This is a genomic window from Variovorax sp. PDC80 (assembly GCF_900115375.1).
Classification (GTDB): domain Bacteria; phylum Pseudomonadota; class Gammaproteobacteria; order Burkholderiales; family Burkholderiaceae_C; genus Variovorax.
The window spans coordinates 26519-51736 of sequence record NZ_FOWG01000001.1 but is presented as its reverse complement, the minus strand read 5'-3'; the positions used below and the strand labels follow the sequence as shown (position 1 = coordinate 51736).

At 69.8% G+C, this 25218-nt stretch carries 20 protein-coding genes and 1 pseudogene; 8 read left to right on the top strand and 13 right to left on the bottom strand.

The window, feature by feature from the left end; translation table 11 throughout:
* Nucleotides 1-23 precede the first annotated feature (23 nt).
* The 12 genes and pseudogenes from BM109_RS00245 to BM109_RS00190 form a co-directional block, all read right to left on the bottom strand.
* Entirely contained in the window at nucleotides 24-914 is an 891-nt protein-coding gene (locus tag BM109_RS00245; RefSeq protein WP_093339423.1) for an ABC transporter permease, read from the bottom strand.
* A 304-nt stretch (nucleotides 915-1218) separates the two neighbouring features.
* On the bottom strand, nucleotides 1219-2136 hold the full coding sequence (locus BM109_RS00240; protein WP_093339420.1) for an ABC transporter permease: 918 nt from the start codon (nucleotides 2134-2136) through the stop codon (nucleotides 1219-1221).
* A gap of 4 nt (nucleotides 2137-2140) precedes the next feature.
* Entirely contained in the window at nucleotides 2141-3409 is a 1269-nt protein-coding gene (locus tag BM109_RS00235) for an ABC transporter substrate-binding protein (protein WP_093339417.1), read from the bottom strand.
* Between the two features lie 56 nt (nucleotides 3410-3465).
* A complete protein-coding gene (locus BM109_RS00230) occupies nucleotides 3466-4569 on the bottom strand; it encodes an ABC transporter ATP-binding protein (RefSeq protein WP_093339415.1) in 1104 nt (367 codons plus the stop codon).
* 93 nt (nucleotides 4570-4662) lie between these two features.
* Entirely contained in the window at nucleotides 4663-5475 is an 813-nt protein-coding gene (gene cobA / locus BM109_RS00225; RefSeq protein WP_093339413.1) for a uroporphyrinogen-III C-methyltransferase, read from the bottom strand.
* Entirely contained in the window at nucleotides 5472-6377 is a 906-nt protein-coding gene (ybiB, locus tag BM109_RS00220) for a DNA-binding protein YbiB (protein WP_093339411.1), read from the bottom strand. Before ybiB ends, cobA begins: the two co-directional genes overlap by 4 nt.
* An 87-nt stretch (nucleotides 6378-6464) precedes the next feature.
* On the bottom strand, nucleotides 6465-9194 hold the full coding sequence (locus BM109_RS00215; RefSeq protein WP_371268776.1) for a nitrate reductase: 2730 nt from the start codon (nucleotides 9192-9194) through the stop codon (nucleotides 6465-6467).
* Nucleotides 9180-10492, bottom strand: a pseudogene (locus BM109_RS00210) (FAD-dependent oxidoreductase); the annotation flags it as partial. The pseudogene BM109_RS00210 and the gene BM109_RS00215, both read right to left, overlap by 15 nt.
* A 90-nt stretch (nucleotides 10493-10582) precedes the next feature.
* The gene (locus tag BM109_RS00205; protein ID WP_093339406.1) at nucleotides 10583-11392 is read right to left on the bottom strand and encodes an ABC transporter ATP-binding protein; all 810 of its coding nucleotides are present in this window, start codon (nucleotides 11390-11392) and stop codon (nucleotides 10583-10585) included.
* Nucleotides 11389-12306: a nitrate ABC transporter permease gene (ntrB, locus tag BM109_RS00200; RefSeq protein WP_093339403.1), complete on the bottom strand. Its 918-nt coding sequence runs from the start codon at nucleotides 12304-12306 to the stop codon at nucleotides 11389-11391. Before ntrB ends, BM109_RS00205 begins: the two co-directional genes overlap by 4 nt.
* A gap of 10 nt (nucleotides 12307-12316) precedes the next feature.
* Nucleotides 12317-13561: a CmpA/NrtA family ABC transporter substrate-binding protein gene (locus BM109_RS00195; protein ID WP_057592152.1), complete on the bottom strand. Its 1245-nt coding sequence runs from the start codon at nucleotides 13559-13561 to the stop codon at nucleotides 12317-12319.
* Nucleotides 13562-13900: 339 nt separating this feature from the next.
* Nucleotides 13901-15193 (bottom strand): nitrate regulatory protein, encoded by a 1293-nt coding sequence (locus BM109_RS00190; protein WP_093339401.1) that lies wholly within the window; start codon nucleotides 15191-15193, stop codon nucleotides 13901-13903.
* An 80-nt stretch (nucleotides 15194-15273) separates the two neighbouring features.
* Between BM109_RS00190 and tsaD the strand changes: the two genes are divergently transcribed.
* Nucleotides 15274-16326 (top strand): tRNA (adenosine(37)-N6)-threonylcarbamoyltransferase complex transferase subunit TsaD, encoded by a 1053-nt coding sequence (gene tsaD / locus BM109_RS00185; RefSeq protein WP_093339399.1) that lies wholly within the window; start codon nucleotides 15274-15276, stop codon nucleotides 16324-16326.
* Nucleotides 16327-16408: 82 nt separating this feature from the next.
* On the opposite strand, the gene BM109_RS00180 is transcribed toward tsaD, so the two are convergent.
* Nucleotides 16409-16783 carry an Hsp20/alpha crystallin family protein gene (locus BM109_RS00180; protein ID WP_093339397.1) on the bottom strand — a complete coding sequence of 125 codons (375 nt, stop codon included), beginning with the start codon at nucleotides 16781-16783 and terminating at the stop codon, nucleotides 16409-16411.
* Between the two features lie 122 nt (nucleotides 16784-16905).
* On the opposite strand from BM109_RS00180, the gene BM109_RS00175 reads away from it, so the two are divergent.
* The 7 genes from BM109_RS00175 to BM109_RS00145 all read left to right on the top strand — a co-directional run bounded on the left by BM109_RS00175 (nucleotide 16906) and on the right by BM109_RS00145 (nucleotide 25207).
* Entirely contained in the window at nucleotides 16906-18186 is a 1281-nt protein-coding gene (locus tag BM109_RS00175; protein ID WP_093339394.1) for a branched-chain amino acid ABC transporter substrate-binding protein, read from the top strand.
* Complete coding sequence (locus BM109_RS00170) at nucleotides 18183-19394, top strand: pyridoxal phosphate-dependent aminotransferase (protein WP_256222366.1); 1212 nt, start codon at nucleotides 18183-18185, stop codon at nucleotides 19392-19394. The genes BM109_RS00175 and BM109_RS00170 overlap by 4 nt, the downstream gene beginning before the upstream one ends.
* Nucleotides 19395-20192: a helix-turn-helix transcriptional regulator gene (locus BM109_RS00165; protein ID WP_093339389.1), complete on the top strand. Its 798-nt coding sequence runs from the start codon at nucleotides 19395-19397 to the stop codon at nucleotides 20190-20192.
* Nucleotides 20193-20273: 81 nt separating this feature from the next.
* Nucleotides 20274-21191, top strand: coding sequence for a DMT family transporter (locus BM109_RS00160; protein ID WP_093339386.1), 918 nt, complete (start codon nucleotides 20274-20276; stop codon nucleotides 21189-21191).
* A gap of 90 nt (nucleotides 21192-21281) precedes the next feature.
* Nucleotides 21282-21548: a 30S ribosomal protein S15 gene (gene rpsO / locus BM109_RS00155; protein WP_007837783.1), complete on the top strand. Its 267-nt coding sequence runs from the start codon at nucleotides 21282-21284 to the stop codon at nucleotides 21546-21548.
* A 206-nt stretch (nucleotides 21549-21754) separates the two neighbouring features.
* Entirely contained in the window at nucleotides 21755-24112 is a 2358-nt protein-coding gene (gene pnp / locus BM109_RS00150; RefSeq protein ID WP_093339384.1) for a polyribonucleotide nucleotidyltransferase, read from the top strand.
* Nucleotides 24113-24208: 96 nt separating this feature from the next.
* The gene (locus tag BM109_RS00145; RefSeq protein WP_093339381.1) at nucleotides 24209-25207 is read left to right on the top strand and encodes an NAD(P)H-quinone oxidoreductase; all 999 of its coding nucleotides are present in this window, start codon (nucleotides 24209-24211) and stop codon (nucleotides 25205-25207) included.
* The last annotated feature ends 11 nt before the right edge of the window (nucleotides 25208-25218 follow it).

Below are 25218 nucleotides of genomic sequence, written 5' to 3'. Positions count from 1 at the left end.
TAGGTCGGGCGGCGCCAAAGCGGTCACCCCCTTCGGGTGGAGCGCCGCCGCAGCAATGCGGCCGCCCCCAGCGCCGCCGCCATGACCAGCAGCGACACCACGGTCGTCACCGTGCCGAGGGCATAGATCGAAGGGGTGGTCACGGTCGAGGTCAGGCCCTGCAGCTCGAGCGGCAGGGTGTTGACGTCGCCGATGGCCTGCGAGGTGCGCGCGATCTCGTCCCACGAGAGGGTGAAGCCGAACATGCCGATGCCCACGATCGAGGGGCCGATCAGCGGCAGCACGACGAAGCGGAAGGTCTGCCAGGGCGTGGCGCCGAGGTCGCGCGCGGCCTCCTCGTAGGCCGGGTTGAAGCGGTTGAAGACCGCGAACATGATGAGCAGCCCGAAGGGCAGGGTCCAGGTCAGGTGGGCGCCGAGGGCGGAACTGAACAGGCCGAGCGCGGTGCCGTAGCCCTCGAGCAGGGTGGTGGCGTCGATGGCGGTCAGGAGGGCCTTGATGCCGGTGTCGAGCAGCCGGAACTGCAGGCCGATGCCCAGCGAGATGATGATCGACGGCATGATCAGGCTCGCGACCGTGACGAAGAACAGGGTGTTGCCGCCCGCGAGCTTCTTGCGGAACGCGAGGCCCGCGAGCACCGAGAGCACGACGGTGAAGCCCATGACCACGGCGCCCAGCGCGAGCGAACGCCGGAACGCGGCGCCGATGTCGACCGTGCCCAGGCCCTCGGCGAGCTTGTGGAACCAGTGCAGCGAGACGCCCCGCAGCGGGAAGGTCAGGCCGCCTTCGGGGCCCTGGAAGCTCAGCACGAAGATCGTGATCATCGGGCCGTAGAGGAACAGCACGAAGAGGGCGAAGACGGTGGCCAGGGGCCAGAAGCCCTTGTTGCGTTTCTCTCGGATGTGGTCGGTCATGGCATGTCCTTTTTCGGGGCGGATGCACGGGGCACCGGGTACTCCCCTCCGCGAATGTCCCCCGCCCTTCGGGCTCCTCCTTGATTTCGCTGCGGGGAGTACCCGGTACCCCGTGCATCTGGGCAGGCCGGTGGTGCCCGGCCCGTCATCACCGCTGCGCCTCGCTCGCGTCGATGGGGTGCTCTGCGCAGCGAAATCAAGGAGGAGGCCGAAGGCCGGGGGACATTCGCGGAGCAGAGCACCCCGTCGGCGCGAGCGCGCCCCGCAGGTCGAACTTCGAATCGAGGCAGGCAACGCAAAAGCACTAGAGCTCCTTGCGTATGTCCACCAGCCGCGTCAGCCCCCAGATGATCATCAGCACCACGGCCAGCAGGATCATCGCGTTGGCCGCCGCCAGCGGGAACTGCAGGTACGAGGTCTGCACCTGGATGATCTTGCCGATCGAGGCGATCTGCTGGCCGCCCATCACCCCGATGGTCACGAAGTCGCCCATCACGATCGTGATGACGAAGATCGAGCCGATCAGGATGCCCGTGCGCGACAGCGGCACCACCACGTTCCACAGCGTCTGCCAGCCCGAGGCGCCCGCGTCGTTCGCGGCCTCGAGCAGCGAGCGGTCGATGCGCATCATGCTGTTGAAGATCGGCACGATCATGAACATCGTGTAGAGGTGCACGAAGGCCAGCACCACCGAGAAGTCGGAGAACAGCAGCCACTCCACCGGCTGCTGCACCAGCCCCAGGCCCATCAGCGCCTGGTTCACCAGCCCGTTACGGCCCAGCAGCGGCACCCACGAGATCATGCGGATCACGTTCGAGGTCCAGAACGGGACCGTGCACAGCACGAACAGCACTGTCTGCATCGTCGACGAGCGCACGTGGAAGGCCAGGAAGTAGGCCACCGAGAAGCCGATCAGCAGCGTGATGCCCCAGACCAGCAGGCAGAACTTGAAGGTGCTCAGGTAGGTATTGAGCGTCACGCAGAGGTCACCGTTGTCGGTCAGCCGCGAACAGCCCTCGAACAGGCTCAGGTAGTTGCGCAGCGTGAACGCCGGGATCAGCTCGTACTCGTTGAAGTTCCACAGGCTCACCATCGCCACCAGCGCCAGCGGAACCAGGAAGAACAGCAGGAACACCAGCGCAAACGGCGCCGCCTGCCACCACGCCTTCACGGCATGCAGGGGCTCGGTGGCGGCGTTCGCGCGGGCGGTGGGCGCACTCACGGGATCAGGCCGCGACGAACTCGTTCCACTTGCGGACCATGTACTCGTTCTCGTCCATCACCGCGTTCCAGCAGGCGATGCCGCCCATGCGCTGCTCGTAGCTGCCGCCGTCGCGCACCGCGCCGGCCTTGGCGATCACGTCGCCCTGCGGGCTCTTGATGTCCTGCGCCGCGGGCTTGCCCTCCATCCAGTAGGCCCACTCGTAGGCCTCCATCTTGGCCTTGGCCGTGTCGAGCACCGCGCTGTAGTAGCCCTGGCGGTTGAGGTAGGCGCCGGCCCAGCCGTCGAGGAACCAGTTGATGAACTCGTAGGCCGCGTCGAGCTTCTTGCCCGACAGAGTGGCCGGCAGGCCGAAGCCCGAGGCCCAGGCGCGATAGCCTTCCTTGAGCGGCTGGAAGGTGCAGTCGATGCCCTTGCTGCGCACGGCCGTCACGGCCGGCGACCACATCGACTGGATCACGACCTCGCCCGAGGCCATCAGGTTCACCGACTCGTTGAAGTCCTTCCACAGCGCGCGGAACTGGCCGGCCTTCTTGGCCTCGATCAAGGTCTTGATCGTGAGGTCGATCTCGGCCTTGGTCATGTTGCCCTTGTCGGCGTACTTGTGGATGCCCTTGGCCTCCACCACCATCGCCGCGTCCATGATGCCGATCGAGGGGATGTTGAGGATCGCGGTCTTGCCCTTGAACTCGGGGTTCAGCAGCTCGGCCCAGGAGCCGATCGGGCGCTTGATGAGGTCGGGGCGGATGCCCAGCGTGTCGGCGTTGTAGGTGGTCGGGATCAGCGACATGAACTGCGTGGCCGACTTGGCGAAGGCCTTGCTCTTCTCGCCCTCGAGATAGATCACCTTCACGGGTGCCGTGCCCTGGTCGCCGACCTTCTTGCCCGCGACCTCGCCCTTGGTGAACAGCGAGGTGATCTTGTCGGCGTTCTTCACGCGCTTGCTGTCGATGCCCTTGAGGTTGCCGGTCGGCACGATCTTCTTGAGCGAGAAGAACTCGGTGTCGATCAGGTCGAAGCTGTTGGGCGCCGTCACCGCGCGCTTGGTCACGTCGTCGGTGGTCACGGCCACGTACTGGATCTCGATGCCGGTGTCGGCCTTGAACTTCTCGGCGATCGCCTTGTCCTGGTTCACGGCCGTGCCGAGGTAGCGCAGCACCACCTTGTCCTGCGCATGCACGAAGGGCGCGATGCCCGTGGCCAGGATGCCGGCCGTGCCTTGCAGCAGCGTGCGGCGCTTGAGTCCGAGGGTCGGGTCGATGATGTCGGTCATGCTGAGTCTCCTGAAAGAAAGGGGAGGAACGCGGAAGGGAGGAAAGGAAAGAGGGCTCAGAGCGTCATCGCGAGCGCGGCCGTGTCGTCGCGCAGCGCGGCGGCGGGCTGTGGCGCGCGCTCGCCCGGCGGCTTGGCGCCCGGCCCGAGCGCGCGCGCATCGGCTTCGGCCCACGACAGCCGCACGGCCTCGCCGAGCGCATGGGGCTGCGCGAGGAACGCGGCCTCGCCGAGCTGCACCGAGACGTTTGCGCGCCCGGGCGCGGCCGCGTCGAGCGCGAGGCCCAGCAGCACGTAGGTGCCCTGGTATTCGACGTCGGTGACGGTGGCGGCGAGGCCCTCCGCCGTCTCGGCGGCCGGCGCGATCCGCATGCGGTCGTTGCGCACCGCGATCGGGCCGGCGGGCGTGTCGAGCACGTTGTGGCCGCCCATGAAGCGCGCCACGAATTCGCTGGCCGGATGGTTGTAGACCGCGTGCGGCGAACCGACCTGCTCGATCACGCCGTGGTTCATCACCACCATGGTGTCGGCCAGCGCCATCGCCTCTTCCTGCGAGTGCGTGACGTGCACGAAGGTCAGGCCCAGCTCCTTCTGCCAGCGCCGCAGCTCGGCGCGCATCTGGATGCGCAGGAAGGGGTCGAGCGCCGACAGCGGCTCGTCGAGCAGCAGCACGCGCGGCTCGGTGATCAGCGCGCGCGCCAGCGCCACGCGCTGCTGCTGGCCGCCCGAGAGCTCGCCGGGCTTGCGCGCGGCCAGGTGGCCCATCGCGACGCGCTCGAGCAGCGCATTGGCGCGCTGCTGGCGCTCGGCCTTGCCTACGCCCTTCATCTTGAGGCTGAAGGCCACATTGTCGGTGGCCGACAGGTGCGGGAACAGCGCGAAGCTCTGGAACATCATCGCCGTGCCGCGCGCGGCGGCCGGCAGGTCGGTGATGTTGCGGTTGTCGAGCAGGATGTCGCCGCTGGTCACCGACTCGTGGCCCGCGATCATGCGCAGCGTGGTGCTCTTGCCGCAGCCCGAGGGGCCGAGCAGGCAGCAGTAGCTGCCGCTGGCGATGCGCAGGTCGATCCGGTCGACGGCGGCCGGGGTGCCAGGGGCGTAGCGCTTGCTCAGCGCGACGATCTCGATGGCGGCGGGGACGGGCGTGGCGACGGCATTCATTGCCCGTGGCCGAGCACGATCCATGCCACGCGCTCGGGCGCGCGTGCCGCCTGGTTCGCCGCTACGCCTTAGGGCGTACGGCGCGTGCCGCGATCAGGTGCCGAAGCGGTCCGCGTCCGCGGGCAGGCCGGCGGCGGCCAGGCCGCGCAGCACGTCGCCCACCACGATCACGGCCGGGCTCGCGAGGCCGGCCTCGGCGATGCCGCGCTGCAGCCGGCCCAGCGTGGTCGCGATGTGGCGCTGCTGCGGCAGGCTCGCATGCTGGATCACGGCCACCGGCGTGCCGGCCGGCAGGCCGTGCAGCAGCTCGCGCTCGATACGGGCCGCGCCCGACACGCCCATGTAGATCACCAGCGTGAGCCGCGCTGCATGCGCGGTCGCGGCCAGCGTGCGCCAGTCGGTCGGGTCGTCGGCGGCGCCGGCGCCCGTCTTTGCATGGCCGGTGACGAACACCACGCCCTGCGCATGGTCGCGGTGCGTGAGCGGCACGCCCAGCGCGGTGACGGCCGCGAGGCCGGCCGTGATGCCGTTGACCACCGCGCAGTCGATGCCGGCCTCGCGCAGGTGCTCGACCTCCTCGCCGCCGCGGCCGAAGATGAAGGGATCGCCGCCCTTGAGCCGCACCACCGTCTCGCCCTCGCGCACCGCGGTGATCATCAGTCGCTCGATGAAGGCCTGCGGCGTGCTCTTGCAGCCGCCGCGCTTGCCCACGTGCACGATGCGCGCGTCGGGCCGGGCATGGGCCTGCACGATGGCGTCGTTCACGAGGTCGTCGACCAGCAGCACCGTGGCGGCCTGGATCGCCTTCACGGCCTTGATGGTCAGCAGCTCGGGGTCGCCCGGGCCGGCGCCCACCAGCGTGCAGCGGCCGGCGATGAGGGAGGGGGTGGGGGCGTTGGTTGTCATGCGTGGGATGCCAGTTGCGTGATGTACCGGACCTGCGTAGTGATCGCTGCGGGCACGGGGAGCTCGCCCGCCAGCACGCGGCGCGTGTAGTCGGCCGTGGTCGCGACGTCGATGTCCTTCGGCAGGCCGGGCACCTCGGGGTCGGTGCCGGGCTGCTGGGCCTGCAGCTCGGTGCGCACGCCGCGCACGAAGCCGTCGATCTGGGCGGTGCGGCGCGGGTCCGACACCACCTCGCCCTCGAGGCCGCGCGACAGCAGCGCCGTCATGCCGGTGAGCTCGAAGGTGTCGGCCATGACGCGCGCGTACTCGGGATGGGTATAGCTGCCGACCACCACGCAGGCGCCGGCGCCCGGCTGCATCAGCTTGACCACGCTGTGGCCCGGGTTGCGCAGGCCAACCACGCGGCGCACGTCGAGCAGCCGCTTGAGGCCCGGGCTCATCAGCTCGGTGGCGGCGAAGACGGCCTCGCCGGCGGCGATTTCGCGCACCGCGGTCAGCGGCGCGATGCCCAGCGCCTCGAGCACGTTGGAGGCCAGCACGCGCGCGGTCTCGGTGGCGCTGCCGTGCACCAGCACCGGCAGGCCCTCGCGCGCCAGCAGCAGCGCCAGCAGCGGCGTGAGCACCGGCAGCTTGCGCGCGCCGTTGTAGCTGGGCAGCACGACCAGCGGGCGTTCAGTGGCGGGAAAGCGCGCCAGCCGCGCATGCGTGGCATCGAGGAAGCCGGCCATCTCCTCGGGCGTTTCGCCCTTGATGCGCATCGCGAGGCAGAAGCCGCCGATCTCGAGGTCGGTGACGGTGCCGTCGAGCACCTGACCGAACAGGTCGCAGGCCTGTTCGCGCGACAGCGGCCGGGCGCCGCGCGCGCCCCGGCCGATTTCCTTGATGTAGTGGCTGATTCCCATGGGTAGGCGGATTGTCCCGCAAGGCTTATGCCGGAATGAGAGTTCGCTTATGCCTGGTCTGGCTGGAGGGAAATGGGCCGCAACGGCTCACGCCAGCGCCTCCACCGGCGTCGAGCGCACCCGCCGCTTGAGTTCGGGAATGCACGAACCGCAGTTGGTGCCGCATTTCAGCGCCCCCTGCAGGGCTGCCAGCCGTTCCGCGGGCGAGCCGTCGCAGCGCCGCAGCTGGCGCTCGATCGCGAGGTCGGTCACGTTGAAGCAGGTGCAGACCGGCTTGCCGCGCGACTGCACCGCCACCGGCGCGCGCGCGCCGGGCGACAGCAGCAGCCGGCCGTAGTCCTGTGCCGGCAGCTCCTCGCGCAGCACGGTGGCGATCCAGGCCTCGGCGCTGGTGTCGCCGCCCAGCAGGAAGGCCTCGAGCCGCGCGCCGTCGGCCCGGCGCGCCAGCCGCGCCGCGCGGCGCTGGCCGCGGCGGCGGTCGGCATAGCGCAGGGTGTCGGGCGCCTGCAGGCCCAGCAGGCCCTCGATGCGCGAGAGCAGGGCGTCGTCGGGCGCCTCGTGGGCGGCGGCGCGGAACAGCAGGCCGCCGCGGCTGCCGTCGGCGCCCGAGAAGGGCACGCAGGCCGCGAACGGGAAGGCCGCCATCAGCGCCTGCAGCGCGCGGCGCGCGGCCAGCGCGTCGTCGTCGGGCAGCCAGGCCATGGCCAGCAGCGACCAGGGCAGCTCGGCCTTGAGGATCTGGACCGGCACGTGCTTGAGCTCGGGCTGCTTCGAGACGGGGCAGTACGCCGGCGTGGTGACGGCATTGATGCCCGCGAGCGGCGTGCCGGTGGAGGACGAGCCGCCCAGATACTCGCCGCCCCAGTGCATCGCGACGAAGGCCTGGTCGGGCGGGATCTCCTCGCTGGCGCGCGCGGGCAGCAGGATCGAGCCACGCCTGGCGCTCAGCTGCACCAGGTCGCCCTCGCGCAGCGCGCGCCGCGCCATGTCCTGCGGGTTCATCTGCACCGCGGGCTCGGCCACGTGGCCGAACAGCCGGCCGACGTTGCCGGTGCGGCTCATGCCGTGCCACTGGTCGCGCAGCCGGCCGGTGTTGAGCGAGAACGGCCAGCGCGGCTCGCGCGGCTCGGCCAGCGGGCGGTAGACGGTGTCGGCGAAGCGCGCGCGGCCGTCGGGCGTGGGGAACACGCCGTCCTCGTAGAGCCGCGCGCGGCCGGCCGTCTCGCCCTCGCGCAGCGGCCATTGCTGCGGACCGGCGTGCTCGAGCAGCGCCCAGCTCAGGCCGGTGATGTCGAGGTCGCGCCCGCGCGTCGATTCGCGGTGCTCGTTCCAGACCGATTCGGCGTTCCCGTAGGGGAACAGCGTGGCCGCGCGGCCCAGCCGGGCCTCGAGCCGGCGCGCGAATTCGGCCGCGATCGTCCAGTCGTGCCGCGCCTCGCCGGCCGGCGGCACGGCGGGGCGCACGCGCGAGATGCGGCGTTCGCTGTTGGTGACCGTGCCTTCCTTCTCGCCCCAGGTGGTGGCCGGCAGCAGCAGGTCGGCGTAGGCGCAGGTGGCGGTGGTGGCGAAGGCTTCCTGCACCACCACGAACTCGGCGCGCTCGAGCGCGCGGCGCACCGTGGCCTGGTCGGGCATCGACTGGGCCGGGTTGGTGCAGGCGATCCACAGCGCGCGGATCTCGCCGTCGGCCGCGGCCTGGAACATCTCGACCGCGGTCTTGCCGGGCCGCGCGGGCACCGAGGGCACGCCCCAGAGCGCCGCCACTTCGGCGCGGTGCGCGGGGTTCGCGAGGTCGCGGTGCGCGCTCAGCAGGTTCGCGAGGCCGCCGACCTCGCGCCCGCCCATCGCATTGGGCTGGCCGGTGAGCGAGAACGGCCCCGCGCCCGCGCGCCCGATCTGGCCCGTGGCCAGGTGCAGGTTGATCAGCGCGGCGTTCTTCGCGGTGCCGCTCGAGGACTGGTTGAGGCCCTGGCAGTACAGGCTCAGCGTGGCCGGCGAGGTGGCGAACAGCCGGGCCGTCTCGAACAACTGCTCGGTGGAGAGGCCGCAGACCCGTGCCACCGTCTCGGGCGTGCAGTCGCCCACCGTGGCCTTCAGCGCCTCGAAGCCGCTGGTGTGGGCCGCGATGTAGTCGGCGTCGATCCAGCCTTCGCGCAGCATCAGGTGCAGCATGCCGTTGAACAGCATCACGTCGGTGCCCGGCTGCAGCGGCAGGAACAGGTCGGAGATCTCCACCGTGTCGGTGCGGCGCGGGTCGGCCACCACGATCTTCAGCGCCGGGTTGGCGGCCTTCGCGTCCTCGATGCGCCTGAACAGGATCGGATGGGCCCAGGCCGTGTTGCTGCCGACGATGAACAGGCACTGCGCATGCCGCAGGTCGTCGTAGCAGGCCGGCGGCGCGTCGGCGCCCAGCGTCTGCTTGTAGCCGGCCACCGCGCTGCTCATGCACAGGCGCGAGTTGGTGTCGATGTTGTTGGTGCCGACCAGGCCCTTGGCGAGCTTGTTGAAGACGTAGTAGTCCTCGGTGAGCAACTGGCCCGAGACGTAGAAGCCGACCGCATCGGGGCCGTGCGCCTGCACGATGCCGGCGAAGCGGCCGGCCGCCTGGTCGAGCGCCGCGTCCCAGTCCAGCGGCTGCGGTGCCTCGCCGCGGCGCGCGCGCTGCATCGGGCGCAGCAGCCGCGTCTGGCGCGTGATCGGCGCGCTGGCCGTCAGGTGCAGGGTCGAGCCCTTGGTGCAGAGGCGGCCGAAGTTGGCCGGATGGTCCGGGTCGCCGCGCACGCCCGTGATCTGCGCGCCTTCGGACTCGATGATCACGCCGCAGCCGACGCCGCAGTAGGGGCAGGTGGAGCGGGTGTCGGTCATGCGGCCGCCTTGGGTTCGCCCTCGCCACCGGCATCGCCGGCCAGGGCTTCACCGAACATCAGCCGATCGCGGATCTCCTGCACGCTGCGCCCCTCGCGCACCAGCGCGTAGTACCAGCTGCCGTCCACCGTGTCGCCGTAGAGGCAGGCGCCCACCAGCTTGTCGTCCTTGAGCACCAGCTTCTTGTAGACGCCGCCGAAGGGATCGCTCAGCACGATCTCCTCGGTGCCTTCGCCGCCCATGAACTCGCCCGCGCTGAACAGGTCGATGCCCGTGACCTTGAGCTTGGTCGAGGTCAGCGAGCCCTGGTAGCGGCCGATGCCGAACTGCGCGAGGTGGTTGGCCGCCACCTTGGCCTGCTCGAACAGCGGCGCCACCAGGCCGTAGGCGATGCCGCGGTGCGCCGCGCATTCGCCGACCGCGTAGATGCGCGCGTCGGTCACGGTCTGCAGGGTGTCGGTGACCACGATGCCGCGGTGGCAGTGCAGCCGCATGCGCTCGGCCAGCTCGACGTTGGGGCGGATGCCCACGGCCATCACGACCAGGTCGGCCCGGACCTCGCTGCCGTCCTTGAAGCGGATCGCGGTGACGCGGCCCTGCTCGCCGCCGACCAGTTCCTGCGTCTGCGCGCCCATCCTGAACTTGAGGCCGCGTTCCTCGAGCGACTGCTGCAGCAGCCGGGCCGCGGCCTCGTCGAGCTGGCGTTCCATGAGCCAGGGCATGACGTGCACCACGGTCACCTCCATGCCGCGCCGCATCAGGCCGTTGGCGGCCTCGAGGCCCAGCAGGCCGCCGCCGATCACCACCGCATGGCGGTGCGTGCGCGCGGTCTCGATCATGCAGTCGGTGTCGGCGATGTCGCGGTAGGCGATCACGCCCTCGAGCTCCTTGCCGGGCACCGGCAGCATGAAGGGGGTGGAGCCGGTGCAGACCAGCAGGCGGTCGTAGGCGGCCTCGGTGCCGTCGTCGGCGCGCACGATGCGCTTCACGCGGTCGACCTCGACCACCTTCTTCCCGGCATGCACCGCGATGCCGTGGTCGCGGTACCAGTCCCAGCCGTTGAGCACGATCTCGTCGAGCGTCTGCTCGCCCGCGAGCACCGGCGACAGCATGATGCGGTTGTAGTTGGGATGCGGCTCGGCGCCGAACACCGTGATGTCGTAGAGGCCGGGCGCGATCTTCAGCAGCTCCTCGAGCGTGCGCACGCCGGCCATGCCGTTGCCGATCAGCACGAGTTTCATCTTCTTCATGGGGCCCTGCCTTTCTGCGACCGAGCGGATATCGAGCGGGCGAGGCGCTGGTGCGCACCCATGCGCCGGGCGGCCCGGCGCGCGCCCGAGTCATGCCGCGGCCTTCTCCACGTGCCCTTGTCGCGTGTAGAGAAAGTCGATCACGGCCTTGCGCGCATGCACGTAGGCCGGGTCCTCCGCGAGCTCGACGCGGTTGCGCGGGCGCGGGATGTCGACCGTGAGCACCTCGCCGATGGTGGCGGCCGGGCCGTTGGTCAGCATCACGATGCGGTCGCTCAGCAGCACGGCCTCGTCCACGTCGTGCGTGACCATCACGACCGTGCTGCGGGTCTTCTGCACGATCGCCAGCAGCTCGTCCTGCAGCTTGGCGCGCGTGAGGGCGTCGAGCGCGCCGAAGGGCTCGTCCATCAGCAGCACCTTGGGTTCCATCGACAGCGCGCGCGCGATGCCCACGCGCTGCTTCATGCCGCCCGAGATCTCGCCGGGACGCTTCTGCGCCGCGGGCGTGAGGCCGACCAGCGCCAGCGCCGCGTCGGTGCGCGCGCGCAGCTGCGCCTTGTTCTCGGTGGCGGCGAACACGCGCTCGACTGCGAGGTAGACGTTCTCGAAGCAGGTGAGCCAGGGCAGCAGCGAATGGTTCTGGAACACCACGGCGCGCTCGGGTCCCGGGCCCTTGATCTCCTTGTTGGCGCACAGCAGCGCGCCCGCGGTGGGCGTGGTGAGGCCGGCGATCAGGTTCAGCAGCGTGGACTTGCCGCAGCCCGAGTGGCCGATCAGCGTGATGAACTCGCCCTTGGCGACACCGAGGTGGACGTCGCGCAGTGCGACGAAGCGGCCCTTGGGCGTCTTGAAGGCTTGCTCGACGCCGTGGATCTCGATGTACTTCGATTCATCGATCATGATTTCACCTCTTCGAACGTGAAGGCCGTCGCGAGCTTGATCAGCGCGAACTCGAGCACCAGGCCGACGATGCCGATCACGAAGATCGCGATGATGATGTTGGCGACGTTGAGGTTGTTCCACTCGTCCCAGACCCAGAAGCCGATGCCCACGCCGCCGGTCAGCATCTCGGCCGCCACGATCACCAGCCAGGCGGTGCCCACGGCCAGCCGCACGCCGGTCAGCATGTAGGGCAGCACGGCCGGGAACAGGATCTTGGTGAGGATCTTCCATTCGCTGAGGTTCAGCACCTTGGCCACGTTCATGTAGTCGCTCGGCACGCGCTGCACGCCCACGGCGGTGTTGATCACCATCGGCCAGATCGAGCAGATGAAGATGGTCCAGATCGCGGCCGGGTTGGCGCCCTTGAACACCAAGAGGCCGATCGGCAGCCAGGCCAGCGGCGAGACCGGGCGCAGCAGGCTGATCAGCGGATTGAACATGCGCGCAAGGAACTCGAAGCGCCCGATCGCGAAGCCGGCCGGAATGCCGACCAGCGCCGCGAGGCCGAAGCCCAGCGCCACGCGCTGCAGCGAGGACAGCACGTTCCAGCCCACGCCCTGGTCGTTGGGGCCCTTGCTGTAGAAGGGATCGCTGAACACCGTGAGCGCCTGCTGCCAGACCGCCAGCGGCGAGGGAAAGCCGGTGGTGCTGCGCATGGCCACGATCTCCCACACCAGCAGCAGCAGGCCGAAGCCCGCGAGCGGCGGCAGCACGCGCATCCAGAAGGCGCGCAGGTCGAGCGGGGTGCGCGCCCGCGTCTCGCGCACGGGGCGAACGGGTGCCGCGGCGGCGGCGACCGGCTTGGCCGCACTGGCCGGGGCCGACGGCGCGGCGACCGCCTCGAGCGGCGAATGGAAGACTGCGCTGACCATGGTGTTCTCCCTATGCATGAAGCTTGAAGGACTCGGCGTACTTCTTCGGGTCCTTGCCGTCCCAGACCGAACCGTCGAACAGCTTGCTGCTGCGCATCGGGTCCTTGGGCACCGGCGTCTGCGTGGCGGCGGCGGCCTGCTTGTAGATGTCGATGCGGTTGATCTCGGTCGCCACCTTGAGGTAGTCGGGATGCTCCTTGAGCAGGCCCCAGCGCTTGTGCTGCGTGAGGAACCACATGCCGTCCGACAGGTAGGGGAAGCTGACCGCGCCGCCGTTGTAGAACTTCATGTGGTTGGGGTCGTCCCAGCTCTTGCCCAGGCCGTTGACGTAGCGGCCCAGGATGCGCTGGTTGATCGCGTCCACGCTGGTGTTGACGTAGCTCTTGTCGGCGATGGTCTCGGCCATCTTGTTCTTGTTCTGCAGGCCGGTGTCGATCCACTTGCCGGCCTCGAGCACGGCGGCGGTCACGGCGCGCGCGGTGTTCGGATACTTCTTCGCGAACTCGGCCGTGGTGCCGAGCACCTTCTCGGGATGGTCCTTCCAGATGTCCTGCGTGGTGATGGCCGTGATGCCGATGCCGTCCATGATCGCGCGCTGGCCCCAGGGCTCGCCCACGCAGTAGCCGTCCATGTTGCCCACGCGCATGTTGGCCACCATCTGCGGCGGCGGCACGGTGATGTTTTTGACGTCCTTGAACGGGTCGATGCCGGCCGAGGCGAGCCAGTAGTAGAGCCACATCGCGTGGGTGCCGGTCGGGAAGGTCTGGGCGAAGGTGTATTCGCGCTTCTCGCTGGCGATCAGCTTGGCGAGCGAGGCCGCGTCGACCGCGCCCTTGTCGGCCAGCTTCTTCGACAGCGTGATCGCCTGGCCGTTGTTGTTGAGGGTCATGAGCACGGCCATGTCCTTCTTCGGGCCGCTCAGGCCCAGGTGCATGCCGTAGACCAGGCCGTAGAGCACGTGGGCCATGTCGAGGTCGCCGTTGGCCAGCTTGTCGCGCACGCCGGCCCAGCTCGCCTCCTTGCTCGGCACGATCTTCACGCCGTACTTCTTGTCGATGCCCAGCACCGAGGCCATCACCACGCTGGCGCAGTCGGTCAGCGGGATGAAGCCGATCTTGACCTCCTCCTTCTCGGGCTTGTCGGAGCCCTGGGCCCAGACGGCGGCGCGCAGCGCGGGATCGATCCCGACGGCGCCGATGGCGGCGGCCTGCAGCACGCGGCGCCGGCTCAGTTTGGTTTGCAGCGGATCGGACATGGGGCGGACTCCTGCGAAGAGAAAGGCGGAAGACAAAAACGAAAAGGCGTCCTCACCACCGCAGGGGGCTGCTCGCAAACGAGCCAGCCCCGCGGGATAAGGACGCCTTTGTCCGGGTCGGTGGACGGCCCCCGCCATTGGGGGCCCTCTGCCTGGAGGCCCGAAGGCCTCATGCACTGTCTTGAGCAAAGCGCGTGCCAGCCTCGCCGCGCCTGGTTTTGCTATGGCTTTGCTAGCTCGATGCGCCGTATGGGTGCGCCCGGGCCTTCGATTCGGTGGGGAAGGGCGGCCAGCGCGTCGGCAGGCACGGTTGTTGTGCGCTGCACCAGAGCGGACCGATCAGCGTGGCAGGTAGTCGGCCATCGCGAGCACCGACTCGGCCACGTCGACCAGCCGGCGGTTCTGGTTCATCGCGGTCTGGCGCAGCATCTTGTGCGCCTCTTCCTCGCTCATCCGGCGGTGCGCCATCAACAGGCCCTTGGCGCGCTCGACCAGCTTGCGCTCGTTGAGCGAAGCGCGCACGGTCTCGAGTTCGTCGCCCATGGCCTGCAGCCGGCGCGACTGGGCCTGCACCATGTCGAGCACCGAGCGCTCGAGCGTGCGGCCATAGAGCGTGGCGGCCTCGGGCGCGGCCGTACGCGCGGCGGCCGGCACCGGCGCCAGCACGTCGTCGAAGAAGCGCTCGCCGTCGTCGCGCGGCGCCAGGGTGTCGAGCAGGCGCCGGTAGTCCTCGAGCTCGCGCCGCGCCTGTTCGGTCTTGTGGCCGCACTGCAGCCGCAGGTCATCGGCCAACTGGTCTTCGACGGTGCGCATGGCGTCGATGCGCGCGCTGCAGCAGTCGAACCAGGCCTGGCTCAGCCGCGGGTCGGGCAGGCCGCCCGCGGGCGCCGCGCCCGGATGCACGGTGCCGATGCGGCGCATGCGCTCGAGCCCGGCCAGCGTGCTGTCGCTCTGGCTCTGGCGCCACAGCGCGAGCAGCGCGGGATTGGAGAACTCGGTGAAGACCTGGAAGCAGCGCTCCTGCGACTCGACCAGGTGCAGCCACTGGGCCCGCTGGGCGTCGTCGACGCGGCCCGTGGCGAGGGCGGCGGCGCCGAGGGCGCGCTCCTGGCCCGCGAACTCCTTGCCCTGCATGAAGTTGAACAGCGCCACCAGCAGGCGCGAGATCTCGGGGTCGGTGGCGCCGTCGGCGGCCTCGAACACCACCGACAGCAGCCCCGCGACCAGCTTGGCGAAGGCCGCGGTGGCCTGCGCGGGCTGCAGTTCGAGCGCGGCGATGCGCCGGCGCAGGGCCGGCAGGCCATCGAGGCCCGGCAGCACCCAGGCGATGCGGCTGAACAGCCGCGTGTGGTTGCCGTCGCCCGCGCGGCCTTGCGCCTCGGCCTCGAGCCGGTCGAAGCCCAGCCGCACCGCCTGCTCGAGCGCCACGCACTCGGCGATCTGCGGATCGCGCTGGTCGCCGAAGCGCGTGCCGCGCGAGGCCAGGAAGACGTTCGACAGGCCGCGCTCGCGCTGCAGCGCATGCACGAGCCGGCCCACGGCGCCGACCAGCTCGCTGGTGCGCGCGAGCTGCTCGAGCGCGTCGATCTCGCTGCGCCGCGCGGCGATCAGGAAGTGCAGTCCGGATTTCATGGGGTGCCGGACGAGCAGCAACATCCGTGCCGTACCCCCGCGCCAGCAGCCCCTATCGCCCGCCGCCTACACTCGCGGCCATGCTGCTTCTAGGAATCGAATCCTCCTGCGACGAGACCGGCGTGGCGCTGGTCGAGTCGCATGGCGACGCGCTGCCGGTGCTGCGCTCGCATGCGCTGCACAGCCAGATCGCGATGCACCAGGCCTATGGCGGCGTGGTGCCCGAGCTCGCGAGCCGCGACCACATCCGCCGCGTGCTGCCGCTGACCGATGCCGTGATGGCCGAGGCCGGGCGCACGCTGGCCGAGGTCGACGTGGTCGCCTACACGCGCGGCCCCGGCCTCGCGGGCGCGCTGCTCGTGGGCGCGGGCGTGGCCTGCGCGCTGGGCGCGGCACTCGGCAAGCCGGTGCTGGGCGTGCACCACCTCGAGGGCCACCTGCTGTCGCCGTTCCTGAGCGCCGACCCGCCCGAGTTCCCTTTCGTGGCGCTGCTGGTCTCGGGCGGCCACACCCAGCTCATGCGCGTGGACGGCGTGGGCCGCTACGAGCTGCTCGGCGAAACCATCGACGACGCGGCCGGCGAGGCCTTCGACAAGAGCGCCAAGCTCATGGGCCTGCCGTACCCCGGCGGCCCCTGGCTCGCCAAATTGGCCGAGGGCGGCGACCCGGCGGCCTTCAAGCTGCCGCGCCCGCTGCTGCACAGCGGCGACCTCGACTTCTCCTTCGCCGGCCTCAAGACGGCCGTGCTCACACAGGCCAGGAAGCTCGGCGACGCGCTCGAGGCGCGCAAGCCCGACCTCGCGGCCTCCACGCAGGCAGCGATCGTCGAGGTGCTGCTGAAGAAATCGCTGGCCGCGCTCGACCAGGCCGGTCTCAAGCGGCTGGTGGTGGCCGGCGGCGTGGGCGCGAACCGCATGCTGCGCGAGCAGTTGAATGCGGCCTGCGCCAAGCGCGGCGTGCGCGTGCACTACCCCGAGCTGCACCTGTGCACCGACAACGGCGCGATGATCGCGATGGCCGCGGCGATGCGGCTGCAGTCGGGGCTGTCGCAGCCCACCGAGCGCTATGCCTTCGACGTGAAGCCGCGCTGGCCGATGGCCTCGCTGTCGGCGGACCTGCCCGCCACCGCCTGAGAGCGCCCATGAAAAAGCCCGCGCGGCTCGTCGCCGCGCGGGCTTTTTCGCAGGCCGGTTGCGTTTGGCCCGGTTGCCTGGATCAGTTGATCTGCAGTTGCGAGACCTGGCTGACCGGCACCACCTTGGCGAGCTTCAGGGTCAGCACGCCGTTCTCGAGCTTGGCTTCGCTCGCAGCGGCGTCGATGTCCAGCGGCAGCTCGTAGGCGGCCTTGAACTGGCGCTTGGCGTCGGCCTTGCTCTCGATGCGGACCACGGCGCCTTCGATGCCGATGCTCAGGTCCTCGCGGGCGAAGCCGGGCACGTCGAGCGACAGGGTCCAGCTCTTGTCGTCCTGCTCGACCAGCGGCGAGCGGCGCGCGGTGCCGGCGAAGGCATCGTTCACGAAGCGTTCGAAGGCGCGGTCATGGGCGCGGGGGGTGAAGCGGGTGGCGCGGAGGGCGGGTGCGAAAAACATGGAAGTACTCCTGAATGAACACAATGGGGACATGGAATGTGTGTCCCTTACACTGCGCGGCCGTTCAATCCTGAGTGCCGCTTGAAACCTCATCTAGGCCCAGCGGCGCGCGTTTCAAGTCAATGAATTCCAGCTTTTTCGAGCGCCGCCAGGCCTTGAAATTCGCGGCACTGTCGCTATGCGCGAGGCCCTTCGCGGCGCTCGCGCAGACCCCGCCCGCACCCATCCGCCTCGCGCTGATCGAGAGCATGAGCGGCCCGTTCGCCAACACCGGCGAGGCGGTGTTCCGCAACCTGCTGTGGGCCGTGGAGCGCGTGAATGCGCGCGGCGGCATCAAGCTGCCGGGCGGCGCGCGGCCGCTGCAGCTCGACCGCTACGACAGCAAGGGACAGAACGAGGAAGCGCTGTCGGCGCTGCGCGCCGCGATCGACGACGGCGCGCGCATCGTGCTGCAGGGCAACTCCTCGGCCACCGCGGCGGCGCTGATCGATGCGATCGACAAGAACAACGAGCGCGACCCGCAGCGGCGCATGCTGTTCCTCAACTACGCGGCGGTCGAGCCTTCGCTGACCAACGAGCGCTGCAGCTTCTGGCACTTCCGCTTCGACGCCCATGCCGACATGCGCGTGGCCGCGCTGATGGACGTGGTGAAGGACGACGCGGCGCTCAAGCGCATCTACCTGCTGGGGCAGGACTACAGCTTCGGCCAGGCGGTGCTGCGCGAATCGCGGCGCCAGCTCGGTGTGCTGCGGCCCGACGTGGAGATCGTCGGCGACGAGCTGCATCCGCTGGGCAAGGTGAAGGACTTCGCGCCCTACGCCAGCAAGATCATCGCGAGCAGCGCGCAGGCGGTGGTCACTGGCAACTGGGGCAACGACCTCACGCTGCTCGTGAAGGCCGCGCGCGAGGCCGGCTTCAACGGCACCTTCTACACCTTCTACGGCAATGCGCTGGGCGCGCCCGCGGCCATCGGCGATGCCGGCATCGGCCGCGTGATCGCGGTGGCCGACTGGCTGCCGAACGTGCAGACGTCGCAGTCGGAGGCCTTCTACCGCGCCTTCCGCACGCGCTTTCCGAAGCCCGCCGATGACTACGTGCATATGCGCATGCAGCTCCTGATCGAGTCGCTGGCGCAGGCGCTCGAGCGCGCGGGCGGCACCGACACGGTGGCCGTGGCGCGCGCGCTCGAGCAGGCCGACGTCACGCTGTACGGCCAGCGCGGGCGCATGCGCGCGGCCGACCACCAGTTCCAGCAGCAGCTCGTGGTCGGCGTGATGGACAAGCAGGGCCGACCGGGCGTGCAGTTCGACGTCGAGGGATCGGGCTACGGCTTTCGCGTGATCAAGACCATCGCCCCCGAGCGCGCGGAGCTGCCGACTTCGTGCAAGATGAAGCGGCCCTGAAGGCACGAAGCGAAGACACGACGACAACGAAAGAAGAACACGACATGCGCCAAGCCATCCACAACCTCGAAGCCTCCAAGATCCGCGAAGTCGCCAATGCCGGCCTCGGCCGCAGCGACGTGCTCGCCTTCTGGTTCGGCGAGAGCGACGAGGTCACGCCCGAAGTCATCCGCCAGGCGGCGATCGATTCGCTGCAGCGCGGCGAGACCTTCTACGCCCACAACCTCGGCCTGCCCGAGCTGCGCGCGGCGATCGCGCGCTACACCAGCAGCCTGCATCCCGCGGTCGATGCCTCGCGCATCGCCGTCACCTCGGGCGGCGTGAGCGCGCTGATGCTCGCGGTGCAGGCGCTGGTCGATGCCGGCGACGAGGTGGTCGCGGTGACGCCCGTGTGGCCCAACCTCACGGCACAGCCCGCGATCCTCGGCGCGACGGTGCGCACGGTGCCGCTGGTGCCGGTGCAGGGCGAATGGACGCTGGACCTGCAGGCGCTGCGCGCGGCGGTCACGTCGACCACCAAGCTGCTGATCGTCAACGCGCCGAACAACCCGACCGGCTGGACCATGACGCGCGAGGAGCAGCAGGCCGTGCTCGACCATTGCCGCGAGACCGGCACCTGGATCCTCGCGGACGAGGTCTACGAGCGCCTGTACTTCGAACCCACGGCCAACGGTTGCGCGCCGAGCTTCCTCGACATCGCGCGGCCCGACGACCGGCTGGTGGTCACGCACAGCTTCTCGAAGAGCTTCCTGATGACCGGCTGGCGCCTGGGCTGGCTGGTGCTGCCGCCCGCGCTGGTCGATGGCATCGGCAAGCTGATCGAGTTCAACACCTCGTGCGCGAGCGTGTTCACCCAGCGCGCCGGGGTGGTGGCGATCGAGCACACGGCCGAGATCACGCCGCGCGTGGTGGCGCACCTCAAGCATTGCCGCGACACGCTGGTGCCGCTGCTGGCGGCCGTGCCGGGCGTGCAGGTGGCGCCGGCCAGGGGCGGCATGTATGCCTTCTTCCGGCTCGATGGCTTCGACGATTCCTTCGAGGTGGCCAAGCGGCTGGTGGTCGAGGCCGGGCTCGGGCTCGCGCCCGGCAATGCCTTCGCGCCCGAGGGGCAGGGCTGGCTGCGCTGGTGCTTCGCCTCGAAGGATCCGCAGCGGCTGGTGCAGGGCGTGGAGCGGCTGCGCGGCTGGCTCGCGAAGCAGCGGGGCTGAATGACGCCGAGGCCCGCGCCCATCGACGCCGTGCGCATCCGCGGCTCGGCGCTGCCGGGCCTGCAGACGATCGCGGCCGAATCGGCGCGCAGCTTTCCGCGCCATATGCACGACGTCTACGGCATCGGCGTGATCGACCGCGGCGGCCAGCGCTCGGCCAGCGGCCGCGGCGCGGTCGAGGCGGTGCGCGGGGACGTCATCACGGTCAACCCCGGCGAGGTGCACGACGGCGTCGCGCTGCGCGGCGAGGCGCGCGCCTGGCGCATGCTGCACCTGGCGCCCGCGTTGCTGGCCGATGCCGCGCCCGGGCTCGAGCTGACGCGGCCGGTGCTCAACGATCCGGCGCTGCGGCGCGGGGTCGAACGGCTGTTCGCGGGCGTGGCCGAGGGCGCCGATGCGCTGGCGCTCGAGCAGGGCGTGCTCGAGCTGCTGCGCGATGCACCGGGCGCGCTGGCGCCGGAGCCCGTGCCTCGCATCGCTTCCGTGGCGCTGGAGCGCGCGCGGGCACGCATCGCCGACGACTGCGTGACCGCGCCCACGCTGGCCGAGCTGGCGCACGAGGCCGGCCTGAGCCGCTGGCAGCTGCTGCGCGGCTTCGCGGCCGCCTTCGGGCTGCCGCCGCATGCCTGGCTGCAGCAGTGCCGGCTGTCGCGCGCGCGCCGGCTGATCGCGCAGGGCCGGGCGCTGGCCGATGCCGCGGCCGGTGCGGGTTTCGCCGACCAGAGCCACATGACGCGGGCTTTCGTCCGTTTCCTGGGCTTCACGCCTGGCGCATACGCGGCCGCGCACGGCGCCTGACCCGGTCCTGCAATTTCGTTCAAGACCGCCGCGCCTCCGGCGGGAGACGCTCGCGCTTTCTGCAAATGAAAGGCGATAGGTATGTCGGAACGCAGCAAGGGGATGTGGCTGTGCGCGCTCGCGATGGTCACGGTCGGCAGCACGGTGGTCGCGAGCAAGCTGATCGCGAGCGGCCTGCCGCCGTTCACGGCGACCGCGCTGCGCTTCGCGCTGGCGCTGCCGGTGTTCCTGGTGCTGATGCGGTGGATGCGCGTGCGCTGGCCGCGCCCGGACCGGCACGATGCCTGGCTGCTGCTGTGTCAGGCGGCCGCGGGCAGCGTGGGCTACACGGTGCTGCTGATCCTGGGCCTGCGCTGGGCGCCGGCGGCCGACGCGGGCGTGGTGGCCGGCACCCTGCCGGCCATCGCCGCGCTGGTGGCGGTGCTCGCGCTGCGCGAGCGGCCCGGGCGCTACCTGCTGGGCGGGATCGTGCTCGCGAGCCTGGGCGTGCTGGCGATCACGCTGCGACCGGGCGGGGAGGGCGGCGCCCGCACGCCGGCCGCGCTGCTCGGCAACCTGCTGGTGCTGGGCGCGGTGGCCTTCGAATCGCTGTTCATCCTGCTCAACAAGCGGCTGCGCGTGCCGCTGCCGCCACTCGCGCAGTCGAGCGCGATGACCGCGCTGGGGCTGCTGCTGTCGCTGTTGCCTGCGCTGCTGGAGCGTGCCTGGCTGCAGCCCGTGCCGGCCGCGGCGCTGGCCGGTGTGGCCTACTACGCGCTGGTGCCGACGGTGGCGGGCTTCCTGCTCTGGTACGCGGGCGCGGCCCGGCTCAGCGGTGCCGAGGCGGCGCTGTTCACGGCGCTGATGCCGGTGTCGGCACTGGCCCTCGCGGCCTGGTGGCTCGGCGAACCGGTGGGCTGGCCCCAGATCGCCGGCGCGGCCTGCGTGCTGGGGGCGGTGGCGCTGGTCTCGCTCGACGGGCGGCACCGGGAAGGGGCGTCCAGGACGGCCGATGTATAATCCCAAGGCTTTGCATGCCGCAAGGCGCACGGTGAGCGCAGTTCCAGCACCCACCGCAAGTCAAACACCACCGGAACAAAGGAAAAACCAATGATCGCAGCCTCCATCAAGGCCGAAGTCGTCAAGGACAACGCCCGCGCCGCCAACGACACCGGCAGCCCCGAAGTGCAAGTTGCACTGCTGACCGCCCGCATCAACGAGCTCACCCCCCACTTCAAGACGCACGCCAAGGACCACCACGGCCGTCGCGGCCTGCTGCGCATGGTGAGCCGCCGTCGCAAGCTGCTCGACTACCTGAAGTCCAAGGACGCCGACCGTTACACCGCGCTGATCGCCAAGCTGGGCCTGCGCAAGTAAGCCGAATCGCATGAAAAAACGCCTGGGTTAGTCCGCTAGCTCAGGCGTTTTTTACTTCGCGAACCACTTTCGGGGTGCCCTACAGAGCGAAGCTGTGTCATTCCAGGGAAGTTCGAATCGAGCTTCGCTGGAATGGCATCGTGTTCTGAAAAAGCCCTCCGAGCCGTGCGGATCTTCGATGATCTGCTACCAAAACAGGAGCAAACATGAGCCTCTTCAACAAAGTCACCAAGTCCTTCCAATGGGGCGACAAGACCGTCGTCATGGAAACGGGCGAAATCGCCCGCCAGGCCACGGGCGCCGTGCTGGTCGACATCGACGGCACCGTCGTGCTGGCCACCGTGGTCGCTTCCAAGACCGCCAAGCCGGGCCAGGACTTCTTCCCGCTGACCGTCGACTACATCGAGAAGACCTATGCCGCCGGCAAGATCCCCGGCAGCTTCTTCAAGCGCGAAGCCAAGCCCAGCGAACACGAAACCCTGACCAGCCGCCTGATCGACCGCCCGATCCGTCCGCTGTTCCCTGAGGGCTTCCTCAACGAAGTGCACGTGGTGATCCACACCGTGTCGTTGAACCCCGAAGTCGACGCCGACATCGCCGCGATGATCGCCGTGAGCGCCGCCCTGTCGGTCTCGGGCATTCCGTTCGACGGCCCGATCGGCGCCGCGCGCGTGGGCTACATCAACGGCCAGTACGTGCTGAACCCGGGCCAGACCGCGCGCAAGGATTCGCAGATGGACCTCGTCGTCGCCGGCACCGAAGCCGCCGTGCTGATGGTCGAGTCCGAAGCCCAGCAACTGGCCGAAGACATCATGCTCGGCGCCGTGGTCTTCGGCCACGAGCAGGGCAAGCTGGCGATCAACGCCATCCACGAACTGGTGCGCGAAGCCGGCAAGCCGCTGTGGCTCAAGGAAGGCACCTGGGCGCCCGAAGCCAAGGACGAGGACTTCATCGCCAAGGTCAACGGCCTGGCCGAAGAGAAGCTGCGCGCCGTCTACCAGATCCGCAGCAAGCAGGCCCGCACCCAGGCCCTGCGCGAAGCCAATGCCAGCGTCTACGAGGCCCTGAAGGCCGAAGGCGCCGTATTCGACGCGGGCAAGGTCAGCGACCTGCTGTTCGCGATCGAGGCGCGCATCGTGCGCAGCCAGATCCTGCAAGGCGAGCCGCGCATCGACGGCCGCGACACGCGCACCGTGCGCCCGATCGAGATCCGCAACTCGGTGCTGCCGCGCACCCACGGCTCGGCGCTGTTCACGCGCGGCGAGACCCAGGCGCTGGTCGTGACCACGCTGGGCACCGAACGCGACGCGCAGCGCATCGACGCGCTGGCCGGTGAGTTCGAGGACCGCTTCCTGTTCCACTACAACATGCCTCCCTTCGCCACCGGTGAAGTCGGCCGCATGGGCTCGACCAAGCGTCGCGAAGTCGGCCATGGCCGCCTCGCCAAGCGCGCGCTCGTCGCCGTGCTGCCGAACAAGGAAGAGTTCCCCTACACCGTGCGCGTGGTGTCGGAAATCACCGAGTCGAACGGCTCCTCGTCGATGGCTTCGGTCTGCGGCGGCTGCCTCTCGATGATGGACGCCGGCGTGCCGATGAAGGCCCACGTGGCCGGCATCGCCATGGGCCTGATCAAGGAAGACAACCGCTTCGCGGTGCTGACCGACATCCTGGGCGACGAGGACCACCTCGGCGACATGGACTTCAAGGTGGCCGGCACGACCAACGGCATCACCGCCCTGCAGATGGACATCAAGATCCAGGGCATCACCAAGGAAATCATGCAGGTCGCGCTGGCACAGGCCAAGGAAGCGCGCATGCACATCCTGGGCAAGATGCAGGAAGCGATGGGCGAGGCCAAGGCCGACGTGTCGCAGTTCGCGCCGCGCCTGACCACGCTGAAGATCAACCCCGAGAAGATCCGCGACGTGATCGGCAAGGGCGGCGCGGTCATCCGCGGCCTGCAGGAAGAAACCGGCACGCAGATCAACATCGACGAAGACGGCACCATCACCATCGCGTCGACCGATCCGGCCAAGGCCGAAGAGGCCAAGAAGCGCATCGAGCAGATCACGGCCGAGGTCGAGATCGGCAAGATCTACGAAGGCCCGGTCACCAAAATCCTGGACTTCGGCGCGCTCATCAACCTGCTGCCCGGCAAGGACGGCCTGCTGCACATCAGCCAGATCGCGCACGAACGCGTCGAGAAGGTGACCGACTACCTGAGCGAAGGCCAGATCGTGAAGGTCAAGGTCCTCGAGACCGACGACAAGGGTCGCGTCAAGCTGTCGATGAAGGCGCTGACCGAGCGTCCGGCCGGCATGGAATACAGCGAGCGCCCGCCGCGCGAAGACCGTGGCGACCGCGGTGACCGTGGTGGCGAGCGCCGTGACCGTGGCGACCGCGGTGACCGTGGTGGTGATCGCGGCGATCGCGGTGACCGCGGCGGCGACCGTGGCGAGCGCGCTCCGCGCTTCAACAACGACCAGCAGCAGCAGCCGCGCAACGACCAGGCTCCGGCCGGCGAATCGCAGCAGCCGCAGGCTCCGCGCGAGTCGCAGGAGTAAGAAGGCCATGGCGGCCGCGGCATGCGTCGCGCGCCGCCTTTGCCTTTCCGATTGCTGAATGCGCCCGTCGCACGGGCGGCTGGAGGCCAGGAGACCATGAAAGCCATTGAAATCGCTTCGTACGGCGCCCCCGAGGTGCTGCGCGTCACGGATCGTCCCGATCCCGTCGCCGGCGCGGGCGAGTTGCTGATCCGCGTGTCGGCCAGCGGTGTCAACCGCCCCGACGTGCTGCAGCGCATGGGCCACTATCCGGTGCCGCCCGGCGCTTCCGACCTGCCGGGCCTCGAAGTGGCCGGCGAGATCGTGTCGGGCGATGCCGCGGCATTGGCCGAGGCGGGCTTCGCGATCGGCGACCGCGTCTGCGCGCTGATCGCCGGCGGCGGCTATGCGCAGCTGTGCGTGGCGCCCGTGGCGCAGTGCCTGCCGGTGCCCAAGGGCTGGAGCGACATCGAGGCGGCTTCGCTGCCCGAGACCTTCTTCACCGTCTGGAGCAACGTGTTCGAGCGCGGCCGCCTGCAGCAGGGCGAAACCCTGCTGATCCAGGGCGGTTCGAGCGGCATCGGCGTCACGGCGATCCAGATCGCCAAGGCGCTGGGCGCGACCGTGATCGTCACGGCCGGCAGCGACGACAAGTGCGAGGCCTGCCTGAAACTCGGCGCCGATCACGCGATCAACTACCGCACGGCCGATTTCGTCGAAGTGGCGAAATCGCTGACCGGCGGCAAGGGCGTGGACGTCATCCTCGACATGGTCGCGGGCGACTACGTGGCGCGCGAGGTCGAGTGCCTGGCCGAGGACGGCCGGCTGGTGATCATCGCGGTGCAAGGCGGCGTCAAGAGCCAGATCAACGCGGGTCTGGTGCTGCGCAAGCGGCTCACGATCACGGGTTCGACGCTGCGTCCGCGGCCGGTGGCCTTCAAGGGTGCGATCGCCCGGGCGCTGCGCGAGAAGGTCTGGCCGCTGCTCGAGAGCGGCGCGGTCAAGCCAGTGATCCACAGCACCTTCGCGGCGGTCGGCGAGCCCAGCGGCGCGGCGCAGGCGCATGCGTTGATGGAATCGAACCAGCACATCGGCAAGATCGTGCTGACCTGGTGACGAGACGAGCA